22 protein-coding genes are annotated in these 22553 nt (G+C 43.2%); 10 read left to right on the top strand and 12 right to left on the bottom strand.

Going from position 1 to position 22553, the window contains the following annotated elements:
* Nucleotides 1-124: 124 nt before the first annotated feature.
* The gene (locus LKX84_RS13795) at nucleotides 125-577 is read left to right on the top strand and encodes an RrF2 family transcriptional regulator (RefSeq protein ID WP_072880181.1); all 453 of its coding nucleotides are present in this window, start codon (nucleotides 125-127) and stop codon (nucleotides 575-577) included.
* Between the two features lie 41 nt (nucleotides 578-618).
* On the opposite strand, the gene queD is transcribed toward LKX84_RS13795, so the two are convergent.
* From queD to LKX84_RS13780, 3 genes are all read right to left on the bottom strand, one after another.
* Nucleotides 619-975, bottom strand: coding sequence for a 6-carboxytetrahydropterin synthase QueD (gene queD, locus LKX84_RS13790; protein WP_228237749.1), 357 nt, complete (start codon nucleotides 973-975; stop codon nucleotides 619-621).
* Nucleotides 962-3328, bottom strand: coding sequence for a nitric-oxide reductase large subunit (locus tag LKX84_RS13785; protein ID WP_228237748.1), 2367 nt, complete (start codon nucleotides 3326-3328; stop codon nucleotides 962-964). Before LKX84_RS13785 ends, queD begins: the two co-directional genes overlap by 14 nt.
* Nucleotides 3329-3714: 386 nt before the next feature.
* Nucleotides 3715-4293 carry a 5-formyltetrahydrofolate cyclo-ligase gene (locus LKX84_RS13780; RefSeq protein WP_228237747.1) on the bottom strand — a complete coding sequence of 193 codons (579 nt, stop codon included), beginning with the start codon at nucleotides 4291-4293 and terminating at the stop codon, nucleotides 3715-3717.
* 134 nt (nucleotides 4294-4427) lie between these two features.
* On the opposite strand from LKX84_RS13780, the gene LKX84_RS13775 reads away from it, so the two are divergent.
* The 4 genes from LKX84_RS13775 (at nucleotide 4428) to LKX84_RS13760 (ending at nucleotide 7384) form a co-directional block, all read left to right on the top strand.
* On the top strand, nucleotides 4428-4808 hold the full coding sequence (locus tag LKX84_RS13775) for a group III truncated hemoglobin (protein WP_228237746.1): 381 nt from the start codon (nucleotides 4428-4430) through the stop codon (nucleotides 4806-4808).
* A 9-nt stretch (nucleotides 4809-4817) separates the two neighbouring features.
* Nucleotides 4818-5123 (top strand): hypothetical protein, encoded by a 306-nt coding sequence (locus LKX84_RS13770; protein WP_228237745.1) that lies wholly within the window; start codon nucleotides 4818-4820, stop codon nucleotides 5121-5123.
* A gap of 80 nt (nucleotides 5124-5203) precedes the next feature.
* Complete coding sequence (locus LKX84_RS13765; RefSeq protein ID WP_228237744.1) at nucleotides 5204-5920, top strand: FAD-binding oxidoreductase; 717 nt, start codon at nucleotides 5204-5206, stop codon at nucleotides 5918-5920.
* Between the two features lie 6 nt (nucleotides 5921-5926).
* Nucleotides 5927-7384 carry a pyridoxal phosphate-dependent decarboxylase family protein gene (locus tag LKX84_RS13760; protein WP_228237743.1) on the top strand — a complete coding sequence of 486 codons (1458 nt, stop codon included), beginning with the start codon at nucleotides 5927-5929 and terminating at the stop codon, nucleotides 7382-7384.
* Here the strand turns inward: LKX84_RS13760 and LKX84_RS13755 are convergent.
* Entirely contained in the window at nucleotides 7381-9231 is a 1851-nt protein-coding gene (locus LKX84_RS13755; RefSeq protein WP_228237742.1) for a cytochrome c biogenesis protein, read from the bottom strand. The two genes, LKX84_RS13760 and LKX84_RS13755, sit on opposite strands and share 4 nt — an antisense overlap.
* 833 nt (nucleotides 9232-10064) lie before the next feature.
* Between LKX84_RS13755 and LKX84_RS13750 the strand changes: the two genes are divergently transcribed.
* Nucleotides 10065-10970, top strand: coding sequence for an SAM-dependent methyltransferase (locus LKX84_RS13750; RefSeq protein WP_228237741.1), 906 nt, complete (start codon nucleotides 10065-10067; stop codon nucleotides 10968-10970).
* Between the two features lie 83 nt (nucleotides 10971-11053).
* Nucleotides 11054-12514: a glycoside hydrolase family 130 protein gene (locus LKX84_RS13745; protein WP_228237740.1), complete on the top strand. Its 1461-nt coding sequence runs from the start codon at nucleotides 11054-11056 to the stop codon at nucleotides 12512-12514.
* Between the two features lie 25 nt (nucleotides 12515-12539).
* Here LKX84_RS13745 and LKX84_RS13740 read toward each other — a convergent pair whose 3' ends face one another.
* Nucleotides 12540-14816, bottom strand: coding sequence for a glycosyltransferase family 4 protein (locus LKX84_RS13740; protein ID WP_228237739.1), 2277 nt, complete (start codon nucleotides 14814-14816; stop codon nucleotides 12540-12542).
* 499 nt (nucleotides 14817-15315) lie between these two features.
* Between LKX84_RS13740 and LKX84_RS13735 the strand changes: the two genes are divergently transcribed.
* Nucleotides 15316-15756 (top strand): BON domain-containing protein, encoded by a 441-nt coding sequence (locus tag LKX84_RS13735; protein WP_228237738.1) that lies wholly within the window; start codon nucleotides 15316-15318, stop codon nucleotides 15754-15756.
* A 258-nt stretch (nucleotides 15757-16014) separates the two neighbouring features.
* Here LKX84_RS13735 and LKX84_RS13730 read toward each other — a convergent pair whose 3' ends face one another.
* From LKX84_RS13730 to LKX84_RS13705, 6 genes are all read right to left on the bottom strand, one after another.
* Complete coding sequence (locus tag LKX84_RS13730) at nucleotides 16015-17181, bottom strand: glycoside hydrolase 100 family protein (protein ID WP_228237737.1); 1167 nt, start codon at nucleotides 17179-17181, stop codon at nucleotides 16015-16017.
* Nucleotides 17182-18384: a glycosyltransferase family 4 protein gene (locus LKX84_RS13725; RefSeq protein WP_228237736.1), complete on the bottom strand. Its 1203-nt coding sequence runs from the start codon at nucleotides 18382-18384 to the stop codon at nucleotides 17182-17184.
* Entirely contained in the window at nucleotides 18335-18997 is a 663-nt protein-coding gene (locus LKX84_RS13720) for a PIG-L family deacetylase (RefSeq protein WP_228237735.1), read from the bottom strand. Before LKX84_RS13720 ends, LKX84_RS13725 begins: the two co-directional genes overlap by 50 nt.
* Nucleotides 18998-19010: 13 nt before the next feature.
* Nucleotides 19011-19883: an SPFH domain-containing protein gene (locus tag LKX84_RS13715; RefSeq protein WP_228237734.1), complete on the bottom strand. Its 873-nt coding sequence runs from the start codon at nucleotides 19881-19883 to the stop codon at nucleotides 19011-19013.
* A gap of 47 nt (nucleotides 19884-19930) precedes the next feature.
* Nucleotides 19931-20269 (bottom strand): cupin domain-containing protein, encoded by a 339-nt coding sequence (locus LKX84_RS13710; protein WP_228237733.1) that lies wholly within the window; start codon nucleotides 20267-20269, stop codon nucleotides 19931-19933.
* 209 nt (nucleotides 20270-20478) lie between these two features.
* Nucleotides 20479-21039, bottom strand: a complete 561-nt coding sequence (locus LKX84_RS13705) for a helix-turn-helix domain-containing protein (RefSeq protein WP_228237732.1) — start codon at nucleotides 21037-21039, stop codon at nucleotides 20479-20481.
* 535 nt (nucleotides 21040-21574) lie between these two features.
* Between LKX84_RS13705 and LKX84_RS17950 the strand changes: the two genes are divergently transcribed.
* Nucleotides 21575-21709 carry a hypothetical protein gene (locus LKX84_RS17950; protein WP_262909146.1) on the top strand — a complete coding sequence of 45 codons (135 nt, stop codon included), beginning with the start codon at nucleotides 21575-21577 and terminating at the stop codon, nucleotides 21707-21709.
* A gap of 146 nt (nucleotides 21710-21855) precedes the next feature.
* On the opposite strand, the gene LKX84_RS13700 is transcribed toward LKX84_RS17950, so the two are convergent.
* Nucleotides 21856-22017 carry a hypothetical protein gene (locus tag LKX84_RS13700; protein WP_228237731.1) on the bottom strand — a complete coding sequence of 54 codons (162 nt, stop codon included), beginning with the start codon at nucleotides 22015-22017 and terminating at the stop codon, nucleotides 21856-21858.
* A 185-nt stretch (nucleotides 22018-22202) separates the two neighbouring features.
* Between LKX84_RS13700 and LKX84_RS13695 the strand changes: the two genes are divergently transcribed.
* Complete coding sequence (locus tag LKX84_RS13695; RefSeq protein WP_228237730.1) at nucleotides 22203-22535, top strand: cupin domain-containing protein; 333 nt, start codon at nucleotides 22203-22205, stop codon at nucleotides 22533-22535.
* Nucleotides 22536-22553: the final 18 nt, after the last annotated feature.

The following is a 22553-nucleotide window of genomic DNA, read 5'->3' as shown; positions in this document are numbered from 1 at the left end:
ATTGTGGCAGGGATTTGGTGGAGCGAAACTAGATGCGTTGACTGTCACAAAAAATGATAAAAATCATAATTAAAGATAAAATTATCTTTTTATTATCTTTGAATACTTCAAATATGGGAATCCTATGTTGTCAAATGCTTGCAAATATGCAATTCGTGCAGTAGTTTATTTAGCCATCCATGGTAACGTAAACAATAAGTTAGGTGCAAAAATAATTGCAGAGGAGCTGGAAGTACCACAACCATTTTTGGCGCAGCTGCTCCGCAAACTGACCACGAACAAATTGGTTTCTTCAAGTAAGGGCCCGGGAGGTGGCTTTTTCTTGGACCAAAAAAATATGGAAAATACGCTTTGGGAGGTTGTTTCCAGTATAGATGGGGAATACAAATTTGATGACTGTTTTTTGGGACTTTCCAAGTGCAATAATGAAAACCCCTGTCCCGTACACCATATCGTTTCTCCGTTCAAGGAAGAAATCCTCAGCAGTTTCAAGGATAAGTCCATAGCTGTTCTCGTAACGGAAATCGAACAGAACGGTACGATCATTTCCCTAAAGGGAATCGATCTATCAATATGACCTTGGACGGGAAATTCAATATCCAAATTTTTGACAACGATTTATTCCCCTTCAAAAATGACACCCGATGTAGGGGTTTCAAACAACTTGATTCTGCTGAGCTGTGGAACCTTTAACCTGATCTTGTCCCACAACCAAATTGCAATCAGCTCACATGTAGGGTTTTCAAGTCCCTCTACCTCATTCAACAACTTATGGTCAATACACTCAATAATCGGGTCGACCGCTCTCTTAATCTCAGAGAAATCCATGATCCACCCCAGTTTTTCATCTATTTTCCCTTCAAAATACAATGTCAACTGGTAGGTATGGCCATGAAGGCCCCTACATTTATGTCCCTCGGGAACATTCGGTAAAAAATGGGCCGAATCAAACTTGAATTGTTTAAATAGTATCATGTCTTGCTATTTTTGCCAAACTGTTATCGGTATGTGCCGTACGTTTTAGGGATACTGCCCTTGATACAATGAACAGCATTAAAGGAACAACCCCTCCAAAAAGAAATATACAGGCACCAATACCCCGTAACCATGTCAGGGATTGAAACACCCCTCCACCAATGAACGCATCGGAGCGGGCAAACCAAAGCCCATTTTCAACCACGGCCTTAAATTGGATCGTACCTGCGGGAAGAAGGTCCAGTAGGACCATGAGCATCAAACCCAAATTGATGGACCAAAACGAAACTTTTACCAGTTTTTTATTCCATTTTTTGGGTTTAAGCAACAACTTTGTGGCAAATAGCATGGCGGCCAGGGAAATGTTCCCATATACTCCCATCAAGGCGGCATGGGCATGGTTCACGGTTAGATAGGTACCATGCTCGTAGTAGTTCATGATGGGTAAATTGATGATGATTCCCAATACCCCTGCCCCAAAGAAGTTCCAAAAGTTCACGGCGATCAAAAACAAAAACACCTCGGGGAACCCGAAATCACCCAATTCACTTGGTTTGATGCCCTCAAGGGCAATTCTGGGCATATTCTTGAACCGCCAAGCTTCCACGGTCAAGAGAATAAGGGGTACAAATTGTAATGTGGAAAATATACTGCCCAAGGCCATTGTCGCCACTGGTTTGGCATTCCAATAGAAATTGTGTGAAATCCCCAACAGGCCAGTACCCAAAAATAGGATAGTGGCAAAGTAAATGACCCTTATGGCCGCATTCCTACTCACAAGTCCCATCAATACCATGAGATAGCTCACTATAACGGTAATGAACACTTCAAAAAATGCCTCTACCCACATATGCACCACCATCCACCTCCAAAAATCGGCAATAACAAAATTGGTTTCCGGCCTAGCCACAAAACCGGAGATAAACAGCAGGGGAATCCCGATTATGGAATACATGATCCAATTGGGAAGGTTCCAAGGCATACCCCTGACAAAGGCGGGCCTGATTCCGCGGAAGACCACAATGCCCCAGAGTACAAAGATAAGCATGAGCAAAACCTGAAAAGCCTGTCCAAAATCAACAAACTCCCATCCTTGATGCCCCAAAGCGTGCCACCAATCCCCCAAAAGTCCCATTGGGCCCAAGACCATACCTGTCAAGGAACCTGCAACCAGGACAACCAAAAGAATAAATAGTATGTTGATCAGTTGAAGTTGAAATTTCACCTCTTTTTTGGCCAAAATCGGAAGGATGAAAATGGATGAGGCAATCCAACAGGTCGATATCCAATATAAAGAAAGCATCAGATGCCAACTTCTGGAAACCGTAATAGGAAAGGATTCGGAGAGATCAACACCAAAAAATCCAAGATAATCCACAAATTCATTGATGGTGACAAAACCACTTGAAACCTGTACAAAAAACAATACAATTGCCACAAAGAAGAATTTATAGGACGCTTTTTGGGTTTTTGTTGGCACAAAATCCCGAACACTTCCAGTGGTCAGTAATTCTTTGGACGATGGTTTGAAAAATTTGTTCGACAACTGATTGTACTGTCCTATGAAGTACAGCACAATACCACAAAGTAGCACAAAGGCCAAAAGCCCAAGTACGCTCCACAGCACCACTGGAGAGGTTGGGGTGTTGCCTGCTTCAGGATCATACGGCCAATTATGTGTATAGCTAAAATTTTTTCCCGGTCTTTCGGTGACACAGACCCATGCTCCCCAAAAGAAGAAATCGGAAAGATTGAGGATCTCCGATCTATCGGTGAGATAATTCTTCAAAGGAAAAGCGTTTTCACCGGAGGTCCCCATGAAAACATGTAGATAATAATTCCTGACCTTTTCCAGTGCGTATACGTACGCATCATTCAATACCACGATATCCTCGGTACCGTCATAACCATTCTTCTTGAGCTCTTGTTTCACCTTTTCGGCAATCACTTTCTGTTCATTGGGATCAGCTGGGCGACCATGCTCCACCTTATATTGCTCCTGATAGTATTCATTGACATGTATGGTTATCTGATGAAGGGTCTCTGCAGTAAAATCGGGACCTCTTTGCGCCCCGTCCCCAAAGAATGAGCCATATTCCATAAGGGCATACTTATGGAAGACGATTTGACCTTCCTCTATATTCCCCTTACTGATCAGTACCGTACCATCCGAGGTCTGGAATCCGGTCATAGGTGGTGCATCATTGTATGTTTGAAACCCGATCAAACCGACACCGGCCAGGCTTATGATCAATATGAACAACAATGGGGCCCACCAATTTTTGGTATCCATCCAATAATCAATATTCTTTTTAAAATCCCTTTTGCCTGAAATTGTCCCTTTGTTCCCCATTTTTGACGCACTTAAAGTTTTTGTTAGTTAGTTATATAATCTTGAGTTTCTTCTCCCGCTGTTCATAAGAGCGGCTCAAGACCTACATCCATTAGATCGGAATAAAGCAAATGTAAATAATAAATATAAAATGACCTTTTTATATTTTATTATTGTGATCACCTTGTTAAATAGGTTCCCTTAATGGTCAAAAAAGTTTGATAAAACAGATTCAGTTAGGGATTGAAACACCATACTGAATCAATTGGCAATTCCAAAATCTCCCCTATCCACCATCAAATTCCATTAAGGCTATTGGGGTGGAACCTCAAGTCCCTTTGCTAATGCCAAAAGAGTGAATTTCCTATTAATCCTATAATCAAGCCACTCCTACTCGTACATGAAGTTCACTTACCGGTATCATCTCCAAAGTTTATGTCGCACAATACTTCGTCCAATCGAACATCATGGGGCTCTTTCGGTAACTGGTCCATTTTTTGGAAAGGATAAAACAATCCAATTTTAAAGGACGTGTTCAAGTTCGCCAAAAAAGTGTCATAATAGCCTGCCCCATACCCCAACCGATATCGATTTCCATCACAGGCCAGCCCAGGGACCACGACCAGATCATAAGTCCCTTCAAAAACCCTTTCCCCTGCCGGATGAACAGTTCCAAAAATACCAGGTTCCAAATCCTGTAGGGAGGTAAGCACTAAATTTTTGAAACTCCTTTTGGGTAAGGACTGGGGAGAAATTACAGTTTTTTTATGGGCCAGACATTGTTCGATAAATGGAAAAATATCAATCTCGGAACCCATGGGCAGATAGGTGTGGACCGTTTGGCATCCCCGCTGTTCCATAAGTTGCCATAAGGTCTTACAGACATATCGATCATAGAGGGTCTTGGTGGTCATGGACATAAGGTCGCGCTGATGCAGCATCCGTTTCCTAATTTCCTTTTTTTGTGATTTGATTGGGGTATTCATGCCAACAATATTTCGGACAAAAATATCCGTTATTTTTTAATTCTACGTATCTTTATACCAATTTCAAGTCCTGCTCAGATAAAGATCCAAAATGGGTAAGTGGAACTTGGTGTATGGTTATTGTAATGTAAAAGATGGGACAAAAAAAGGAAATCGCAACCCTGGGGGAAGTACGACAATTGGTGGATATCTTCTATGGCAAGGTTCGCAAAGATGATATATTGTCGGATATTTTCAATGGAGTGATCCAAGACAATTGGCCTGCACATTTGGAAAAAATGTACCGTTTTTGGCAAACAGTGCTATTGGGTGAGCAGACCTATTATGGTAGTCCCCTAGCCCCTCATATCAAATTACCGGTCCAAGGAACACATTTTGACCGATGGAAGCAGCTCTTTATGGAAACGGTGGATGAGAACTTTACCGGTGAAAAAGCCACTGAGGCCAAGTTTCGGGCGGAAAAGATGGCGGAGATGTTCCAATTGAAGATTGAATATTTTAAGCATATTGAATAACAAGGACTCATGAAGGTCAAACTTTCAGAAATTTTCGGGAATACCGCCAACCGATCTATGTACTCAAGGGACGAACTCCTGTCCTTGGATGTAAAAATGGAATTTGTAAAACGTTTGGCCCAGTTTTATGACATCCCTTATATGTCGGATGGCAACAATGAACATAACCTATGCTTTGCCAACAGTGGCGCTGTCCGTTTTGAATATAAATCGGCCTTTTCAAAAAAGGATATCATCACCTATCTCCTCTCCACCCTAAAACAGGATACGTTCCATATGGGAACGGATGAAGTGATTTTTTCAAAATCGGTATGATCCATATCGGCTTATCTTCATTTTTTGTAACCCAGACCGTACATTTTAATCCAATTGGTAACCAACATGCCATTTGTACTATGAACGGTTTCATCTTTCCCTATACCACAAGACTTGTAAAAAAAGAAAAAGTCAACCACAATGTCGTCCGCTTTTCGGTCCAAAGACCTTTTGGGTTCAATTTTATTCCAGGTCAGGCTGTTGATTTGAGTATCGATCAGCCCGGTTGTGAATTGGAGGTGGCCCCCTTTACGATCATAAGTGCCGAAGATGACCCATATCTGGAGTTCATCATTAAGATCCGACCAAACAAGGACAGTTTGACCTACCGTTTGTCCGCATTAAGGCCAGGTGCGGTGATCCAGCTCAGTCGGCCCTGGGATACTTTTGAATATAGGGGTCAAGGACACTTTATTGCCGCCGGCACAGGTATTGTTCCCTTTATGCCCATTCTGGACTATATCCAAAGGTTTGTTCCAGAGTTTACGGAAAGCCATTTATTGGTCTATGCCACTAAAAGCAAAGAGGATGTCCTGTTCGAAAAAAGATTGAGAAGGATGTTGGGCAATAATTTCATTACCAGGTTGAGCAGCCCAACGGCAAGTGCAAAACTTCCAGGACGTATCGATTTTGGGTTCCTCCAATCGATTGTCCAAAAAAAAGATCAATACTTTTATATCTGTGGGCCCAAGTCCTTTGAATTTGAGATGATGACCCACTTGATGAAAATAGGTGTTGACCAAAAACGGATCCAGACAGGTTATACGTTTGGACAGGGCAAACCCTTAAATTCCTGACGAACCATGGCTTTAGAAACAGAACAAGATTTCCTGAACAAACCCAATGCTCTTTTGGAGGAGAATGGGGAACAGCGGAGGGAACTGGAAAAAATGATATTGGAATTCGGTCATAGTTTTATAGATACTTTGGGAAGTACCAAAGCATTTAATACGAATTCCGAAACTCTCGAAAATCTCGTATTGGAATTTGGGATCAGGGAAGATACCTCGAGCCTTGGTGAGTTATTGAGATTTTTTGATCAAGCGGTGTTGAATCCTGGGCTGAATCCTGCTTCGGGTGGCCATTTGGGCTATATTCCGGGCGGGGGCCTGTTCAGTTCCGTATTGGGGGACTACCTGGCGGCATTGACCAACAGGTATGCCGGGGTGTTCTATGCGTCCCCGGGAGCGGTAAAAATGGAAAACGCCCTTATCCAGTGGGCCGGGGAATTGATAGGATACGAGGAAGGGTTTGGTGGGAATCTGACCTCTGGGGGAAGTTTGGCCAATTTAACAGCATTGTCCTGTGCCAAAAAGCACCACGGTATTTCCTCCCGGAACGTACGTACAAATGTGATCTATTGCTCCCCACAGACACACCATAGTATCTATAAGGCAATACATTTGCTTGGATTGGAAGAATCTGTTCTACAAAAAGTTCCCTTGGATGGACAATTCCGATTATCCACCCAATATTTGGAGGAACAGATCGAAAGGGATGTCAAAAGGGGGCTGAGCCCATTTTTGGTCATCGCCAATGCAGGTTCTACGGATATTGGTGCCATTGACCCCGTTGAAGTATTGGGGACCATTTGCAAAAGATATGGAATATGGTTGCATGTGGACGCTGCCTATGGGGGCTTTTTTGCACTGACGACCATTGGAAAATCCAAACTCAAAGGTTTGAACCAAGCAGATTCCGTGATCCTTGATCCCCATAAGGGTCTTTTTCTTCCCTATGGATCCGGGATTGTTTTGGTAAAGGAGCTTAAGCATTTGGTAAGGGCCTTTAAACAAGAAGCACATTACATGCAGGATAGCTATCAAAATGATCAATTCTCCCCTGCCGATCTTTCTCCTGAACTGAGCAAACACTTTAGGGGGCCACGGATGTGGTTGCCACTGAAGCTCTATGGACCGAAGGTATTTTCCGATTATTTGGAGGAGAAACTGGTATTGACCGATTATCTCTATCGGAAATTGGTACAGCTAAACTTCAAGGTGCTCTGTGAACCAGAACTTACCGTTATTGCATTCAGGTATGAAGCCAGGCCGGATGACCATCAGTACAATGATGAACACAATAGGGCCATTCTTAGGTTCCTTGTATCGGATGGACGCATCTTCCTCTCCTCCACCATGATCCATGATAGGTTTGTTCTTCGTGCCGCCCTACTGTCCTTTAGGACCCACAAGAAAGAGATCGACCTCCTTGTGCATTTATTGGAAAGGGCATTGATCGAAACGGACAACATGCCTTAAACAGGATATCGTTTTCGTTTGAAATAGGATATCCCTGCCAAAATGCCAACAACACCAAGGGAATAGTAAATAAAACCTGGGGTGACGATATTGTCCCCCTGGGCGTATGAATGGAGTCCTGACAAGTAGAAGTTCACACCGAAATAGGTCATAAGGATGGCATAGAAACCCAATACCCCCATAGTTGAAAACAGCCATGTATTGTTCAATTGAGGGACCAATCGCATATGGATGATCAATGCATAGACCATGATACTGACCAATGCCCATGTCTCTTTGGGATCCCAGGCCCAGTAACGGCCCCAACTCTCGTTGGCCCATTGCCCCCCTAAAAAGTTACCAATGGTCAACATGACCAATCCAATGGTCAGTGTTATCTCTGTGAGTAGTGTTAATTTTTTGATGGCCAGTCGTAGATTGCCATGGTTCCTCTTGTTCAACAGGGCCATGAACAATAGGCTGAGTGCGCTAAGGATCATTCCCAGTGTAAAGGGGCCATAGCTCGCCACAATGATCGCTACGTGTATCATCAGCCAATAGGAATTGAGTACGGGCTGTAAATTGGCAATGGCCGGGTCGAGCCAGTTCCAATGGGCGACCATAAGGATCATGGCATTTACAAATGCGGTTGCGGCCAAGGCCAGGTCAAATTTTCGTCCAATGACAATCCCGAACAACATGGTGGCCCAACTGATATAAATGATGGATTCATAGGCATCGCTCCAAGGGGCATGCCCCGAGATATACCATCTGGCCAACAGTCCCAAGGTATGTGCGGCGAAGCATAGGTAGATCCCAACCCGGGGTATCCAAAGCATATTAGCAAACGTACCCTTTCCTTTAAAGAGGTGGAGAATCGCCGCGATCAGCAACAATAATCCAAAGGAAAGGTACCAAGAAAAAAGATTCTTGAATACATCATATTCATTATAGAGAATCTCCAGATCGATCTTGGAGGCATTGGGAATGACTTCATGGCCAAATTTCAACTGGTATTTTTCAATTTGTTCCAGCAAACGGAGGGATTCTTGAAAATTTCCGGTGGGGATCTCTTTTGAAAATGTATTGAAATAGAGGGGCAGTATCCCGGCAACGAACAAAGAGTCCTTTTTCTGGAAGCCAAGTCCGGCCAATCGGTGATTTGAGGTCCAAGTATTATTCGACTCATTGGGTATCGGAAACAATCTCAGACCCTCACCGCTAAGGGTATTGTACAAGAGGTTAACCCTTCGGTCGACCTCGATAAAGTCCTTTTCAAACTGATTGGGCACCATGGACTTATAGGCCAGTGTCACTTGGTCCTTGATCTTGTATCCGCCTTCCTTATCGAAGAATTTCGATAATGGGGCAAGTTTAGCTTCCCTGGATATCCCCAAGAGGCTCCTTAGGCTGTCATTCCCGCTCTTGATGTAGATCAATGGGACATTGAACCAAAGCTCGGGGAACTGTGCCATTGACAATATGGTTTGGTTCGCATTGAGCTCCTTATATGAGTAATCTTTGCTGATTTTTCGCAATACTTCGGAAGCATAGGTGTCCATGGGCTTCATCCTCCCGTTGGCATCCTGGATGACCAAGCGGCCGAACTTTGCGGCATGTGATTCCGGAACTTTATAATGCAATAAAATGGAATCCAATTTTTTTTGGACCACCGAATCCATAGGATCAATGTCACGCTGACCATAACCTTGGAATGAAACGAGGAGAAGGATGATCGGTCCAGCCCATTTGGTCATCGCATCGAGCCGTTTCAGTTTTCTTACCACTTGGCCGAACCGGGATTTTTTGGCAAAAAGAATTGCCAAAAGTCCAAAATACAAGAGAAAATAGCCGGCGTAGGTAACCATGGTACCCAGAAAATCGTGGTTAACGGACAGGATGGTACCTTTTTCATCGGGGTGGAAGACCTATTATAGGAAAGCCAATACACTGTATTTCAATTACTTACAAAACTTTTCAAAGCTTGCGCACCTATTTGCACAACAAACCCAAAAAAGAGCTCTGGAGGATATAATTTGACCCCCAATGATTTGTTTAAAGTACTAAAAAAATGTTGAATGGATGTTTAAGTAAATTAACCCCTAATTGGATAAGATTTTTGCAACAGGAGTCCCTTTCTGGGCCAATATTATATTTTTATGTTGTGCTGAAATTATGCTTTTATTTAAAGCATACAATTTCAACTAATTAAAAACTGAAATAGTTACTTGAAACTCTTGATTTTAACCCAAGAACACTCTTATATTAAGTGGAAAAAGAAAAGTCCTAACCGTATAACAATTTAATTATCGGCAGTAAAGCGTAATTATGATCTCAGCATTAGAAGTGTAATACTGTGGCTGTTATATTTTATCTCAATTGATAACTGATATTTTGAATGTTGCCATGATATATGGTTAGAGAGAACAGTTTAATGCCTATCTTTAGAAGAATATATTTTGTTCAAACCCTTTTCTAAAGTCTTACTACTATCTTATTGCCCGTAGAGAAAAGGTTTTTTACACATCTATTTACAAATATTTCACAATTCTTCAGGGTACGGGAATCAAAAATAAAGTTGTGTTTCCTTTATAAGCTTTGATGTTTTAGCATAGAAGTGACATCTGTAGCATAATTCGAGAACATAATGTTTTGAGATGCTGTGCTGCGGAAATGAGTAATTAAACCTAAAATTAATAGAATGGCAGGCAAGGCAGATTTGGATTTTACGTACACCACCATAGACAAAATATTCCGTTTAAGTATGGGCGAAACCGCTGATTACAGCGGAGCCAAGTACGATGGTGATTTCTCAATGTCCTTGGAGGAGGCGCAAAAGGAAAAGAACAGGTTTATAGCGGACAGCCTCAATATAGATGGGGAAAGCAAGGTATTGGATATGGCATGTGGCTGGGGTCCATTCTCCCATTTTATCACAAAGGAAAGGGGGGCAATCAGTATTGGATTGACCTTGTCGAAAGGGCAAGCGGAGGCATGCCAAAAGAATGGACTAAATGTGTTTGTAAAGGATTGCCGGTATGTAAAACCGGAAGATTTTGGAACCTTTGATGCCATAGCTTGTATAGGAGGTTTAGAACATTTTTGTTCGGTTGAGGAGTGGAAAGATGGGAATCAAGAAAAGGTATATGGTGATTTTTTCAGAACCCTTAATGATTTATTGCCAAAAGGAGGTAGGTTCTACATGCAGACCATGACGTTTAGCAAAAACATGATCGATTTTGAAGAACTGGATGTCAAGGCCAAAAAAGGCTCGGCAGCCCATGTCATGGCACTGATGGTCAAAGAATTTCCGGGTTCATGGTTGCCCTACGGCCCAGAAATGGTGATACGAAATGCAGAACCAAACTTTAAATTGATCTCGCAAAGTAGTGGTCGACTGGACTATATTGAGACGATAAGCCAATGGCGAAAGAAGTTCAGGAAGTTCAACCTGAAAAAATATTGGCTCTACTTATCCCTAGTACCCAAATACGTTATGGACAAGGAATTTAGACATCAAGTGGCCGTCTTCAAGATCAGCCCGAACAAAATATGCTTTGAAAAGGAAATAATGGATCATTATCGGTTGGTGTTTGAGAAAATATAACCTGAAACAAATACACGGCATGAGGTTTTTAAAATGGGGCATTATCTTTTTTATAGTCTACCCTACTATTTATCCCAATACTTATGAGGGTTTCCGTAACACGTAAGCACGTAAAATTTCTGCCAGATGCCAGTAGGGTGGTGGCCCGTTCCTTTATGAACGGGGAACAACGGACCAAGGATTTGCTGTCCCTGATCTTTGGGATGAGCGAAAGTCAAGTGCGGGAATCCTTGGAACAGACCCTAAGGGAATTTGCAAGTAGGCACCGTAACATCACCAAGCTTTTCCATAAACATTGTGATGGCATCAGGAATATCATTGGGCAAATGAACATGGATTTTGATGCTATTTCCATGGAGCGAAAATTGCTCATCGGTTCTTACCTTACCATGGAGTATTCCATAGAGTCCGCCGCTTTTTTTAATCCCTCCATCATCCAAGATTTTGACCAGTCCTATTTGGAAGAGGGTGAAATGCGCGTGATCCTTTCGTTTCGGGCAACAGGGGAAGGACATATTTCTTCCATAGTTTTCAGAAGGGGGATAATCGATAAAAACAACGATCTGCATTTGATGGGTGTCGGCAATTCGATCGATATGGCGGAGATCTCCCATAAGAAGCTTTACGATAAAGGACGATTTGTGAAAAAGATGCGGGAAATGCGCATCCCTATAAAGTATTCAAAAAGTATCATGGAGGACCTGCCGGATAGATTCGAGTATTACGTGCTAAAGAACGCTGTAAGGAAAGTAATGGACGACACGGCCATTAGTCTTGAAAAAAGGTTGGCACTTGAAGAAATTACCTGGTTGGTGGATTCCTATTACGACATCGCGTTTGAGCATGATTCCGATTTGAGCGAACGCGTTATATTCCCTATTTCGGATTCGGAAAGTAAGGGGATCGAAGATGCCCGTTTTGTCCGCTTTGTTGAAAATGATGGCACCGAAAAGGTATATGCCACCTATACCGCCTATAACGGCCATGCCATATTGCCAAAACTGCTTTCTACGGATGATTTCTATACATTCAGGATCATGCCTTTGCATGGAAATGGTGCCGTAGGCAAGAACCTGGCACTTTTTCCCAAAAAAATTAAGGGGAAATACGCGATGCTTTCCAGGATCGATGGTGTGAACAACTATCTCATGTATTCAGATAGGGCAACGTTATGGAACGACCCTATCCTCCTTCAAAAACCAAGGTTTCCATGGGAATTTACACAAATAGGAAATTGTGGGTCCCCTCTGTGGACCGAACACGGATGGTTGGTCATCACCCATGGTGTGGGCCCCATGAGAAGGTATTGTATCTCCGTTTCTTTGTTTGATCTTGAGGACCCGTCGAAAGAGATGGGCCGTTTGGAAGAACCGCTGTTAATGCCCTTGGAGGAAGAACGGGAAGGTTATGTGCCCAATGTGGTCTATTCCTGCGGATCTATCATCCATAATGATAGTTTGATACTCCCCTATGCCATATCGGATTACTCCGCCACCTATGCCGTTGTCGAAATGGAGGCACTGTTTGAGGCGTTAAAAAAATAACGTCAAGATTTTGCTACTGTCCCCATCAGTCTTGCAATTCATTTATAGTCGATTTTTTGGCTTTTGAGGTCTTGATTTCCTCTAATTGAAAAGACTCTTCATAGGCCTGTAGTACGGTTAGATGGGAGATAAGATAGGCCAACGAACTCTCGGCCCCCTGATTTCGGTTCACCCCATAATTTTCAAAACCATCACAACACCCTTTGGTCTCAAAATCATACAGACTCATACGCATATCGTTTTCGCCCAAAAACCACATGAACGAGGTGAACAATTTTTTTAGAAAATCCCGGTCACCTGTCAATACATAAGCCTGATGGTACATCAGCACCATGGCCTCGGCATCGATGGGCTGTTGTGCGAACATGGAACGTTCCTTCTCCCTTACATACCAATCCTTGTTCCCGATGATGGACAAATAATCATCTTTCATCGTATGTTCGGTAAGAAAATCCATGGTGTCAAAGGCAACTTTGGAAATATCCCCGTCCTCCAGAACCTCGGCCGCATGTAGGAGTGCCAAAGGTAAAATGCCATTATCATACGCCAGAAGCGATTCAAACCACTTCCAATCTTCTGTATGGTTTTGATCATAATGGGAAACCAGTATATTGGCCAACTTGTGCAAGGTCCCTTTCATGGCATCATCGGAAGCATTCGTCCTGAGATAATGACTGATCCCGATCATGGTATTGGCGATCCCCCTTATGGATTTGATGTTGTCAAAATTGGGAACGGCATCGAAAAAGACCAATTTGCCCGTTTGATAATAGGCATCGTTAGGCGCATTTGCCAAAAGATATCCCAGGGCCCAAATGGTTCGGCCAAAGGAATCCTCAGAACCTTTTTCATCCAAAAAATTACGGTTGAAGCTCAGAAAATTCCGAAAGGTGCCGTCCTTGTTCTGCATGTAATGGATATAGCTCAAATATACGGGCATGAATTCCAGGGCAAGTGGATCTTTTTTCTGTTTATAGGTCATACAGACCATTAAAAGCGCCCGGGCATTATCATCCAGACAATAGCCTTCCTTTAAGTTCGGAATCCCGAATTTTGCATGTTGGATAATACCGGTGTCATCGGTCAATCTTTTGATATGGACCAGGGAAAATGGGGGCAATAGCAAAGGATCTATGACGTTTTCTTTCTTTGGCAAGGGCTCCTTGGGTCTCGATAGTACCTGTGTTATAAGATCGGTATATTTTTGTCCGATTTTGGGCCAGGTGATGTCTTGCCCATATTCCGTTGCATTTTCTTGGATCTCGTGCAGGTTTTCTGGATTTTCCAGTAATTCGTTTAAAACTTCGGACAGGCCATCAGAGTCGTAAAAATCAAAAAGGCGCCCTTTGTTTTCCACAAGCAATTCCGCGGCATGCCAATAGGGGGTAGAGACTACGGCACAACCCGCACCCATGGCATAGGAAAGTGTGCCACTGGTGATCTGTGCCTCACTAAGGTAGGGAGTGATGTAAATATCACAGGCAGAAAGATATTTAAAGAGCTCATTTTCATCTATAAACTCATTGAGCAACAATACATGCTCATTGAGTTTCAGTGATTTTATAAGGACCTGGAGATAATTTCGATATTCTTCCCCCGAATGTCGCAACACATTGGGATGCGTTTTTCCCAAGACGATGTACAACACTTCAGGATGCTTTTCAATGATTTGTGGCAAGGCCTTGATCACGGTTTCAATGCCCTTATTGCGACCGATGAAGCCAAAGGTCAGGAGCAACTTCTTTTCATTCAGTTTAAATTCCGTTCTCGACTCCTCCTTATCAAAATGGATGTCCGGGACACCATGTTCTATAAGAACTATTTTTTCTTCGGGCACAGCATATAGCTCTACAAGAAAGTGGATGGCCTTACGGCTCATCACCACAATTTTATCGGACATTTTGCAAATTTCCTTTAAGATGGCCCTTTCATTATAGGATGGTGTTTCCAGAATGGTATGCAAGGTTGTGATCAACGGGATGTTCAGGCGGTGTAGGAGGGGCAGGATATAGACTCCGCCCAGACCTCCATATATGCCAAATTCATGTTCAAGTATGCACGCATCCGCCCCACTGAGATTAATGTAGTTGACGGCTTCCAGATAATCGGTCTGTTGTTCTTGGTTGATGCTCAATTTTACTTCGGACGGATAGTGATAGTCCTGGTTATGGTCGTTCATGGCGAAAACCATAATTTCTTTGACCCCCTTGCCGTTTTTCAACATGGAGTGGGCGAGGTTTTGGGTAAACGTGCCAATACCACATTCACGTGGTGGATAGGTGCCGATATAGGCTAGCTTCATCTTGGATGGGGTTTTGTTGGAACAAGGGGGCAACCCTTCTATAGGATACGCCCTTTATAGTTTCTATTTACGATGCTTGTTTTGGTATCCCTGTGTGCGCTTATTTTCTTTAGGTTCAGTGCGAGTTTTGGTTTGTTTGATTTTGCAGGGGTCTTGTTTCCTTTTGACATTTTCTTTGGGTTTGGTGAAATCCGGTTTTCCGAAACCACATCGGAAAACAAGGATAAGATATTGAAAATCAATAAAAAAAAGTTGAATAAAAAAGGAGTATAGTTGCATAAATCACAGATTTGTGCCACGATTGAAAAATGGGGGGGTTGGGTAGTTCCTTTTTTTGGGTTCCATTTTTGACCTTAATACGGAACACGGGATTCCACAAGAAAATCGATGTGTGATTTATGTAATTGCTTTCCGTTGGTGTATAATGGCACTACCGATGCAATGTTCGACCTTTATCAGGTTGTGGAAAGTGATTCCTACACGAAATAATCGGTTGATCATGAAAAGTAATGCAACATTGCGGATGGATGTTCAAAATGCCATTAAACGGCAGCCCCTGTTGCATGCCGATCAGATCGGGGTTACTGCCGACCATGGCGTTGTTTCCCTTTTTGGCACCGTGGATAGCTGCGCAAAAAAATTGGAGGCAGAAAATGCGGCCAGTACGGTTATTGGTGTCAAGACATTGGTAAAGAACATCCAAGTGGAGTTCAGGGATGCCTTCAAAAACGCCAATGGGCAAATGGGCGGAAAAGTCTTGAAAATATTGATGTCCAATCCGTGTGTGCCCCATGATAGGTTGACCGTAAACGTTGAGGATGGTTGGGTCACATTGGAGGGTGAGCTCCCCTGGAACCACCAAAAAGAGGCCGCGGAAAGTGCTGTACGTTTTCTGTCCGGTGTAAGGGGCATAACCAATAATGTTAAGATCGTCCCATGATCATGCAATGGCATTGCATAAATGGATGTGGAAGATCATAGGGCACGGGACATACAGAACGTCTGGGATATAAAAAGCAAATTGGAAGGAAATTACGGTAATGCTTTGGTCGATCAAATGATATGGAAGGTATTTGAAAAGTGATAAAGGCCGTATAAGGAAACAAGATGTATGGTTTATCAAGGGAACAATAAATGTACTGTTTTGTCCTTAATCGCGGTCGGACCCCATTTATAAGGTGCCTTCTTTTTATGACCATTAGCCTGGGACGTCAAAAAAAGGCGTCCTTTTTTCTGCCACACATCGGGCCGCATATAAGTAGTTTGATGCGCTCCAGGTCTGCCAGTCCTGCCCCATGGGTTTTCCGTCCTGGGCCTTGTACCATTCATTGAAACCGAATTCAAGTTCCTTGTTCCTGGCTTTTTTGATAAGCCGGGTCAACGCCAAGAGTTTTTTTTCCGCCAGACCATAGTTTTTGTTGGCCACAAGGGCCGCAATGTAAAACCCGGTTATAAAGGGCCATATACCGCCATTGTGGTAATTTCCAGGTTGGTTGAAATCAGCGTATCTAGGGACCCAATCCGAATCGCCCGGGTGGATAAAAGGGAAAAAATTAGGGGAGAGGTCAATGGACAGTTCCTTTGTTTTTCTCATCGAAGAACATGATGTTTCAATCCATTTGATTATGGCCTTTGCCCTTGATGGTGAGGCCATACCCGATAAGATGGCCATACTGTTGCCCAATAGATCGAAGCGCTCGCTACTATAGACTTTATAGGACCATAGGGCGTAATAGGGTTGACCGTCAATGGTCAGTCCTTCAGGTTCTTTGTTGCTCATTTCATCCGGATAAAAGATTGGTCGCTCCATTTCGAGCCGTAATTGTTCGGCCCTCTTGGTGTTTCCGTACAGTTTTAAATAGGTGTACGCCAATGTGTTCACAAACAATCCATGGCCCAACACCCATTGCTCGTCCCGCCAATCACTGGTGGGCAATTGTGCCACGATGCACCGGTCAGACGGACTTTGATACTCCATCCATAAAAGGGCCTTTCGGATGGCAGCTTCCAAAAAAAGAGGTTCCTGGGCCACTTTTCTGAAAATATCGACTGCAATTAGAAACAAGGGGGTGGTATCGCTGGCACCCCGATCTTCTCTATCATGGACCAGAGAGGGAATATGGCCCCGCTTGGATTGGTTTTGGGCCAACATGAGCAAAACATGCCGTACAGTTTGCAAAAGGTCGGCATTGTTCGTTACAGCAATCCCCAGGACGGAAACCAAAAGGTCACGGGTATAGGGTTCGGGATATCCCCAACCGGCTGTTCGCGGCAGATCAAGGAACGGCCCCTTTGAATTGTGCAGGAGCACTTCCAGTGCGGCCCTTTCCGCGGATTTTATGAATTGTTTGTTTTTCGAGGTCATTTACACAATACCTAATTTATCCTGTATTATTTGGATGAATTTTTTGGCCACGACCCTGTAATCAAAATGTTCCACCACATGTTCCCTTGCCGCACGGCCCATGGCTATCCGTAGTTGTTCATTGCCCATGAGCAGGAGCATATACTTGGCAATTTCCTGCACATTGGCCCGGTAATCGACCGTTCTGGGAATATCGAACACGATTTTGTGTTTGTTTTCAAAGCCAGATTCTTTTCCCAAAAGCACTTCCTTAACAACGATTTTTTGTGCCACCTCGGCGAGAAATGCCGTTTTTTCATGTAAAAGTGTGTCCAACATTCCCATGGCCCTAATGCCTATGACAGGTTTTCCGCAAGCTCCCGCCTCCACCTGGGGCATACCGAACCCTTCAAGACGTGAGGGGGCCGCATAAATATCACATGCGCCAATGAGATACGGCATGAAATTTCGGGAAACGGTATTGGTGGCGTAGGTGACATTCTTTTCAATGCCCAAATGGGTGGCCATTTCCAGATCTAGAAGGTTCTGGGCCTTGGTCCTCGGTTGTGGCCATACTTTACAGACATATTTCCAATCAGGGGCCTTGGCGTCAATGATCGCCAGGGCCTGCATGACTTCTTGCGCGCCTTTTGAAGCGGCATCACCACCAACGGTCAAGATCATTAATTGGTCCGGGGGAATGCCCAATGATTCGCGTACCGCCACAATTTTAGGGTCATTTTTGTCATAAGGGACAAAAGATGTGGTATCACAACCAACGGGCAACACCTCGATAGTTGAGGCCTTGATGCCATCCCTTACATACATTTCCTTGACCCAGTTTGAAGTTACCAGGATCAGGGGCAGGTCGTTCAGGACTTCTTGGTAGTTGGCAATGTAGCCATCGGCAACCAACCAAGGTATGGGCATGATCCCATAGCGCTGGGGGTGCAGCACCAAGTGTGGGGTATGGCCCCAATAACCAATGCCCACCACCACATCGGGCTCGAACCATCTGTAATACCATTCTTTTTCCTGTGCTGACTCAAAATGGACCGCATGTGCGTCCACACCAAGTTCAAGAAGCCCACGATAAAGTAGGTCGCCCTGCGTGGCAAGACCACCAGGGGAAGGTGGATAATCGTAAAGGACCAGAACTTTCATTTCCTGAATCTTAAGTGGGTTGCTGTTGAATTCCCTCGTGCTCCAGCCATTTTTGGGCATCTATCCGGTTTTCAAATTTCCAGAAGGCCTCTTCCTTGGGTGTTGTCTTTGCTTCAAATCCAGTTTTCTCAAATCCATACACCTCAGTGATTATCCGGTACTTTTCTTTCCAAATGGTTTTTGGAAGCGCTTGATGGATATTTGCATCCCTTATCGCCTGGGGATAGTATTTTCTGTATCCGTCTTCAAAGGCAAAGTTCCATAACTGATCCGTGGAAATTTTTTGTTCGTTCCACAATTCGATTACGGCCCTTCCTATTTCTTCATGACGCAAATGCCGTGTATATTCACCTGTAGGACTGTGCGTTAGGACAAGATCGAATTTCCGTTCGGGAAGTAGGTCCAAGATGGCCTTCTTTACGATATTTTTGTTCAAGGGTCTTTGCTCCTCACCATCGTCCAGATCGCCCATACAGCCCTCAGCTTTATAAATGGCAAGGGCTTTTTTAAATTTTGGGCCGCGATCACGGTCATTTTTTCTGCATAGACAGACAATGAACCAATGATGCCCTGGATACATCAGTAGGGTGCCACCGCACCACAAGGTCTCGTCGTCGGGATGTGCAACGATCACCAAGATGTTCTTTTTATCCATGGTTTTGAGTGTTTTCATTGAACTATCGGGTTTATTTCATTTTGGATTTTTGGGTGATCGGAAGTACCGCTCCGGCCATTTCACCGATAATGTTTACCAGTTCACTGCCCGTGGGAACCACTATTTTGGTGTTCATCTGTAAGGAAGTTTCCACAGCTTGCAGCTTTCTAAGGATCTGAGCGTTGCCGATAAAAAACTTGTCGGCCGCCTCGTTCACGAGCTTTATTGCTTCGGCCTCCCCCTCTGCGTGTAATATCTTGGCCCGTTTATATCCTTCGGCTTCTTTTATTTTGGCCCTTTTTATACCATCTGCCACAGTTTCCGCAGCTGTGGCCGAATCCACGGCTGCGATTTTTTCATTCTCCGCCTTTACCACTTTGTTCATGGTTTCCTGTACATCCTTGGGTGGGTCAATTTCTTTTAGCTCCGTTCTCACGATCTCAATGCCCCAACCCATGGTCTCCGTGTGGAGTGTTTTATATAGGTCCGCATTGATCTTTCCCCGCTCACTATTGGCGGATTTTAAGGTCAAGGTACCAATGATGTTCCTGAGCGTTGTACGGGCAAGGTTTACGATTTGATACCTATAATCGTTTACATTGTAGATAGATCCCTTAACACTTTCTTCGTTATCCTTTACCCTAAAATATACCTGGGCATCCACGCTGGCATTCAGGTTGTCATTGGTGATGATCTCTTGGGGCTCCGCGTCCACCATTTGCTCCGTAACGTTGACAATGAACATACGGTCAACGATTGGGATGATCCAGTGGAAACCGGGACCGGCAAAACCTGAGTATTTCCCCAGTCTTTCTATCAGGCCCCTTTGGGTGGGGCGAACGATTTTAATCCCTATCAATAGGATGGTCAATACGGGAAGGATAATCATGGGATACGTATACATGTCTGACTAGTTTAATGTTGTTCGTTGATGGCTTTTTTCAAGATGGGCTACTCATAACCACTTTTAATGATAGTGGAGATCATTTTGAACCGTTCGTTGGCCTTTATGGCATTTTTGGAGTGGGCAGGGATGATAATGGCCTGTCCGGTCTCCAAGGTCTGCGAATGGTCTTCGATCAAGATTTCGGCCCGGCCCTCTATGATCTGGATGAACGTATCAAAAGGCGATATTTTTTCCGTTAGGATTTCACCTGAATCAAAGGAGACCGCGGTAACATTTCCAGTGGTTTTTTTTATGATGGTCTTGATGACCACCGCATTGGGAACGTATTCAATGATCTCGACAATGATGAAGACTTTTGATTTTTCGACCTCTATATTTTCCATATCCAAAGTTTTTTGGGAGGAGGGTTAAGCGTTTTTTTTCCTTCCTGCCACCTGAATAAAGGTGCGTCCTTTCTAAGGATAATGTATTACACGGGAAACGGGAATAGTTACAGCTTTCCCACATTTATCAAGGGATTTTTAGGAGGCGAAGTAGCTTCGGTGGTATACCGCGAATACTGTCCGGATAATGTTCCTATTTCCAAAAAGGATCAGATGTCCTCCAGGTTCTTAAGGCGTTTCTTTTTCAATTTCTTATAAAAGGAAGGGGTCAGCCCCGTGATTTTTTTAAACTGGTTAGATAAATGTGAGACACTACTGTAATGCAGCAAATAGGATATTTCGGTCAGGTTCAACTCATTATACAGCAAAAGTTCCTTTATCCTTTCTATTTTGTTCATGATTATGAATTGCTGAATGGTAATCCCCTTTACTTCCGAAAACGTGTTTGCCAAATAGGTATAGTCATATCCCAATTTTTCGCTGATGTAGTCAGAGTAGTTCACTTTGGGCAGTTCATCAGAATAATGGATCATTTCGATGATCACCGACTTGATCTTTTCAATGATGATCTTCCTATTGTCGTCAAGAAGTTCGAGGCCAGATTTCATAAGGCTTTCACGTAACTGCTCTCTTTGAAGATCGGTGATATCTTCCAAGATCTCTATGGTTCCAAGGTCTACATTGACATAATGGATGCCGAGTTTTTTGAGTTCCTCCTTTACTGCCATTTTACAGCGCAGGCTTACCATGTATTTTATATATAGCAACATTGTTTTTGTGTTTGTAGTTCTAAGGCAAGCGAAGCAATGTGTTCGTTACTGGATGCTTTATATGACCCTTTTTGGGAATCATGCAAACATCAGGAGCGAATTTCAACGAACCTTCTGCTGATAAGAACAGTAGGGCCATTTAAAATGAAGAAACAGAAAATCCACTGATAAATGAGATTTTTGACCTGACCCTTTCTTTCCAAATGGAGTTCTATGGAATATACGATAATTTATTGGAAACACCACTTTTTTAAGCCATGAATACAAAGGGGTGTCCAAAAATCGGATTTGAGTGGCACTACAAATTTCTCCAGGTAGAACTACGGGTTTTCGAGAAGGGAAAGGCCACGGGTTCGAACCCTATGGGATCAGGTTATGCCTGAGGTCATTTTGTTTTGGGAAATGTCATCCAGATCCCACCACCTAGGATATATGTAAGATTTATAAAGATTTGTGTTGTGTACTCCCTAACGGTATACACCATCTTTGTATTGTTCATTTTAATCAAAAAATTAAACAGCAACGATCATACACTATGAAAAAGAAAAATTTTGCACATGTGGCCCTTGAAAGGATCAGGCGTTTCTTTAGACCCATGTTTTATAATGGAAGAAACGGGCTGATCAAGGAAGGACAAAAAATGGACAAGGATTTGCCCTGGTTTATTTAATGCCAAGGAAGATGAAAGCATTCACGGAAAAAGGGAAAACTTTCATTTTAACAACAGTACTTGTTTAATTGGTCGGTAAATGCTTCTGAATTTTTGTCAGAGGCACAGAAAAGGGCAGGAACTAAAAAACACTGCCCTTTTCAACCTCAGCGCCAAACTCCCCAACGGGCGATGGCCTCCATGGTCTTGGCTTTATGAAATCCCAAGCACAGGATAGCGCCCAGCACTTTTAAATCAATACCCTGATGCGAAAATGTCTTATCCTTTTCATCGTCTACTTGGCAATGCTTTTTCTCCTTGCCGTACAATAAAATATATATTCCATATCAATTAAAAATATAATCCATGTCAAAAGAAAAAGAAGGAAAGCCAAAGTCAGGAAAAACTCCGCCCTCAAAGACCCCTAAAGAAAAAAAAGCGGCCAAAAAGGCCAAGCGCAACGCCAAAAATAGGTCAGAATAGCAGGAAGGGACCAATATTAAATTATTTAATTATGGAAAAGGGTGAGTTTGAGGAATCCAAGACATTTAACCTAGCCGATATACTGGAGTTCAATTCCAATGCCATCGTGGTAAAAAACATAAGTGTCCAGAACAGCTGTATCATACAAGCATTCGCATTTGATTTTGGCAAGGTGTTGTCCCATAATGAATCCCCTTTTGTTCGATTCATCCATATCATTGAAGGAAAGGCCGAGGTTGTCATAAACGGTAATTCTACTTTCATGCGGAGAGGGGATTCCATTATCATACCAGCATTTAAGCCCTGCTCCTTTGAAGCAAATCATAAGTTTAAGATGCTATGTACCACTATAAAAAATGAATGACCCGTTTATTCCATCCAC

The organism is Allomuricauda sp. M10 (assembly GCF_020782875.1).
Taxonomy (GTDB): Bacteria; Bacteroidota; Bacteroidia; order Flavobacteriales; family Flavobacteriaceae; genus Flagellimonas.
Note: the sequence above shows the minus strand (reverse complement) of the source record. Positions and strands in the feature narration are given on the sequence as shown.